General features: G+C 53.7%; 3 protein-coding genes and 2 pseudogenes. All 5 read left to right on the forward strand.

The window, feature by feature from the left end; genetic code table 11:
- Nucleotides 1-644, forward strand: a pseudogene (locus RT018_RS12330) (sporulation protein SpoIID); the annotation flags it as partial.
- Between the two features lie 115 nt (nt 645-759).
- Nucleotides 760-1,785, forward strand: coding sequence for a tRNA preQ1(34) S-adenosylmethionine ribosyltransferase-isomerase QueA (queA, locus tag RT018_RS12335; protein WP_312942425.1), 1,026 nt, complete (start codon nt 760-762; stop codon nt 1,783-1,785).
- Nucleotides 1,786-2,150: 365 nt separating this feature from the next.
- Nucleotides 2,151-3,246, forward strand: a pseudogene (gene tgt / locus RT018_RS12340) (tRNA guanosine(34) transglycosylase Tgt).
- A gap of 80 nt (nt 3,247-3,326) precedes the next feature.
- Nucleotides 3,327-3,725 (forward strand): preprotein translocase subunit YajC, encoded by a 399-nt coding sequence (gene yajC / locus RT018_RS12345; RefSeq protein ID WP_312942427.1) that lies wholly within the window; start codon nt 3,327-3,329, stop codon nt 3,723-3,725.
- Between the two features lie 90 nt (nt 3,726-3,815).
- On the forward strand, nt 3,816-4,253 hold the full coding sequence (locus RT018_RS12350) for a hypothetical protein (RefSeq protein ID WP_312942429.1): 438 nt from the start codon (nt 3,816-3,818) through the stop codon (nt 4,251-4,253).
- The last annotated feature ends 43 nt before the right edge of the window (nt 4,254-4,296 follow it).

Below are 4,296 nucleotides of genomic sequence, written 5' to 3' on the forward strand. Positions count from 1 at the left end.
TGATGGGAAAAACCGACCCCTACGAGGCCACCCTCTCCATCCCAAATTACAATTATACGGTGACCTATACGCCCTCGGAGTTGACGTGGGTGCTGCAAAACAGCGGCTATTCCATTGGAACGGTGAAAAATGCCTATGTCTCAGAGCGCACCCCTACCGGAAACGTATACAAGGTCACCTTTGTGGATACAACGGGAAAAAGTCTGACGGTGAAGGGTGAAACCTGTCGCATGGCGTTTTACAGCACTACCTATGGTAAAAATGTGAAAAGCATGCGCTTTTCTATCAACGGGGATGACAGCGGAATGAATTCTGCCTCCGGCTACTATGTAAACGGCTCTGGCAACACGCGGTCCTCCCTCAGCGGAGCCTATACCGTTTCCGGCAGCGGGACGGTAGCCCCCTATACGGGAACCGCGCCCTATGTCCTCACCTCCTCAGGTGCACAGACGCTGAACGGGAGCTCCGGCGCGGCGGTATCGCCTTCCGCATCCTCCGCGTCTCCCAGCAGCTTTGTGATTACCGGCACGGGAAACGGACACAACGTGGGGTTGAGCCAATATGGTGCGCTGGCCATGGCCAAACAGGGGTATTCCTACCGCGACATCTTGAGCTTCTATTATACGGGCATCACTGTGGAGTGATGCCGACATTGGCAAGCCGCCCGCCAAAAGCGCGGCAGAGCCGCGTTACATCGAAAAAATTTTCTTTGCAGAATTTTTCCAAAGCACAGGCACGCGGACCCATGGAGAGGTACAGATGAAGACAAGCGATTTTTACTACGACCTGCCTCAGGAGCTGATTGCCCAGACGCCGATTGAAAAGCGGGATGCCTCCCGTCTACTGACGCTGGACAAGCATACGGGCGCTTGGGAGCACCATCATTTTTACGAGCTGGCGGATTTTTTGACGGAGAAGGACTGCCTGATTTTAAACGATTCCCGGGTTTTGCCTGCCCGCCTTCTGGGGCAGCGTCTGCCTGGCGGCGGTGCCTGCGAGGTGCTGTTGCTGACAGATCGAGGAGACGGGGTCTGGGAGTGTCTTGTTCGCCCTGGTAAAAAACTGCGTCCCGGCGCGCAGGTGTCCTTTGGCGAGGGAGAGCTGACGGCAGAGATCACAGAAGAGGTGGAAGGTGGAAACCGACTGGTAAAGTTCCACTATGATGGGATTTTTCTAGAGGTGTTGGAACGGCTTGGAAAAATGCCCCTGCCGCCCTATATCAAAGAGGAATTACAGGACCGGGAGCGGTATCAGACCGTCTATTCCAAAGAGTTGGGCAGTGCCGCCGCGCCCACGGCAGGTCTGCATTTTACGAAGGAACTGCTGGAGAAACTCTCCGCCAAGGGCGTGGGAATCGGGTATGTGACGCTTCATGTGGGCCTTGGTACTTTCCGTCCTGTGAAGGAAGAGGAAATCCTTGATCATGAGATGCACAAAGAGTTTTGTACGATCTCCGAAGAGGTGGCGGACCTGATCAATCGTACCCGGGCCAACGGGGGGAGGGTGGTATGCGTTGGAACCACCTCTTGCCGCACCGTGGAGTCATGGGCCAACGAAGATGGGACTATTGAGCCCCGCTCCGGCTGGACCGACATCTATATTTATCCCGGCTACCGCTTCAAGGTGACAGATGCATTGATTACGAATTTCCATCTGCCGGAATCCACACTGGTGATGCTGGTTTCCGCTCTGGCGGGACGGGAGCATATTCTAGCGGCCTATGAGGAGGCCGTGCGTGAACGGTATCGGTTCTTTAGCTTCGGGGATGCCATGTTGATTCATTAAAAACGGCTGCAAAAAATAAAAACAATTAACGTTTTGGTGTAGTAAATCCAAAATCATGCTTTTGGAAAACGCGCCTTTACTAATGAGGACGGATGCCGTACTTGCAAAGCTTTTTGCTTCCGTGTATAATCAGCCGGATGAGAATGGGGCTTGCCGCCCGGCATTTCAAGCTGTCTCCTTACTGTTTTTTTAGAAGCTGGAGAAGGCATATTCATTCGATGCCAGACAATATGCATACCCGATTCTGCATATGCATTGGATATACATGCGTATGCATTGCATATGCAAAGGCAGGCGTTTTCGCGGGTTTATTAGGCTGGCCTTTGCTGTTTGAAATTTCAGGAATTAGGAGACATTTTTGTTCTATGTTTAAAGTGATTGCATATCAGGGGCGAGCGCGCCGGGGCGTGTTTTCCTGCGCTCATGGCGGCGAAGTTCAGACCCCGGTGTTTATGAACGTGGGCACACAGGGTGCCATCAAGGGCGGCGTCAGTGCCTTGGATCTCAAAGAAATTGGTTGCCAGATTGAGCTTTCCAATACCTATCACCTGCATCTGCGTCCTGGTGACAAAATTGTGCGGTCCGATTCTTACGGATTCGGGCGGGTTTCAGGTGTTTTCTCTGGCGTCCTTGCGGAAAATCCGGGAGGAGGGCGTGACCTTTGCCTCCCACATCGACGGGCATCGGGTTTTTATGGGGCCGGAAGAGTCCATGCAGATTCAGTCCAACCTTGGAAGCGACATTGCGATGGCGTTTGATGAATGCGTGGAAAATCCTGCGACACACGAATATGCCGAGGCGTCCTGCAAGCGGACAGCTCGGTGGCTGGAGCGATGTATTGCGGAACATGAGCGGCTCAATGCGCTGCCTGACGCGGTGAATCCCAAACAAATGCTCTTTGGCATCAATCAAGGAGCCACGTTTGCGGACCTGCGTGTGTGGCATATGGAGGAAATCGCCAAGCTCAACTGCGACGGGTACGCCATTGGCGGCCTTGCGGTGGGGGAGCCTGCGGAGGTGATGTATGAAGTGATCGATGCGGTGGAACCTCACATGCCCAAAGAAAAACCGCGGTATCTCATGGGCGTGGGCACCCCCAGCAACATCATCGAGGCTGTGGCCCGCGGCGTGGACTTTTTTGACTGCGTGATGCCCTCCCGCAACGGGCGGCATGGAAAGCTGTTCACCTGGGAGGGGACGGTGAACATCATGAACCGGAAGTATGAGACAGATTCTGCCCCTGTTGGAGAAAGTTGCGGCTGTCCTTGCTGCCGAAGCTTTTCTAGAGCATATCTACGCCATTTGTTCAAGGCGGACGAGGTACTGGCCCTACGGCTGTCCGTGCTGCACAACCTCTGGTTCTATAACGAGCTGATGTGTAAAATTCGAGATGCGCTGGACGCCGGGACATTTGATGCATTTCGGGAGAAATACAGCGGAAAACTGGAGCTAAGGGTGTAAGTTCTGAAAAAGGGCTTGCAAATTTTGGCTACTTTGGATATAATAAATTCATTCTGATTATACAAAGGAGTATTTGCCATATGGATCCTACAACAATCATGATGCTGGTAGTCTTGATCGGTGTGTTCTACTTTATGATCATTCGCCCGGAGAACAAGCGGAAAAAGGCTGCTCAGCAGCTGCGTGACAGTCTGAAAAAGGGTGACAAGCTCACTACTATCGGCGGAATCGTGGGTTCCATCGTGCAGGTGAACGAGGACACGATTATCATTGAAACCAGCGAGGACCGCGTCCGCGTGGAGATTACCAAGTGGGCCGTGTCTACCACTGGCGTGCAGACTTCCACCGACCCCAAGGCTAAGAAGCAAGAGAGCAAACCGGAAGAGGAGTCTACCGCCCCTACCGCAGAGGAGCGGCCTGCCGAGACAGAGCGGGCCGCCGAAGACGGCGAAAAGAAGTCCTGGGACCCCGAGGTGTAAAAGCGTCGGGACAAAACCCGGACTACCCTTCATAAACAAACCTCTCCCGTCATATGCTGGCAAAGAGCATATGACGGGGGAGGGCTTTTTATGGCCAAACGAAAAATGCCCGGATGGGCAGGGTTTTTGGAGGGGGCGACACTGGCACTGGGACTTTACATCGGATTTCAATGTCTGCTGGCGCTGCTGACCCTCAAAGGAGTCATGCCGGAAGAGATGGCATTCCGCTTTCAGGCGGCAAGCGGAGTGTTGGCGTCCTGCGCCGGAGGGACATTGTCTATTCGCCGCACGGAGATGGGGCCGTTGTGGGCTGCGCTGGGGTCAGCGGTGATTTTCACAGCCGCGCTGACTTTGGGCGGAATACTTCTTTGTGACGACTTGGTCTGGTCCGGAGAGAGTATGATTTTGCTCGCCGCTGCGCTGGTAGGGGGCTTGTTGGCTGTGGTACCGGGTCGAAAATCAGGAAAAAGGAAGAAGCAATCCCGTACCGGGCTGGCACGCCGAGTAAAAGTTGGGAAGAAGAGCTAATACGGCCCTTGTGATTATTACCAAAATTTTCGGGTCCTTTCGG

It is taken from the genome of Oscillibacter sp. (genome assembly GCF_032060045.1).
Lineage (GTDB): Bacteria > Bacillota > Clostridia > Oscillospirales > Oscillospiraceae > Oscillibacter.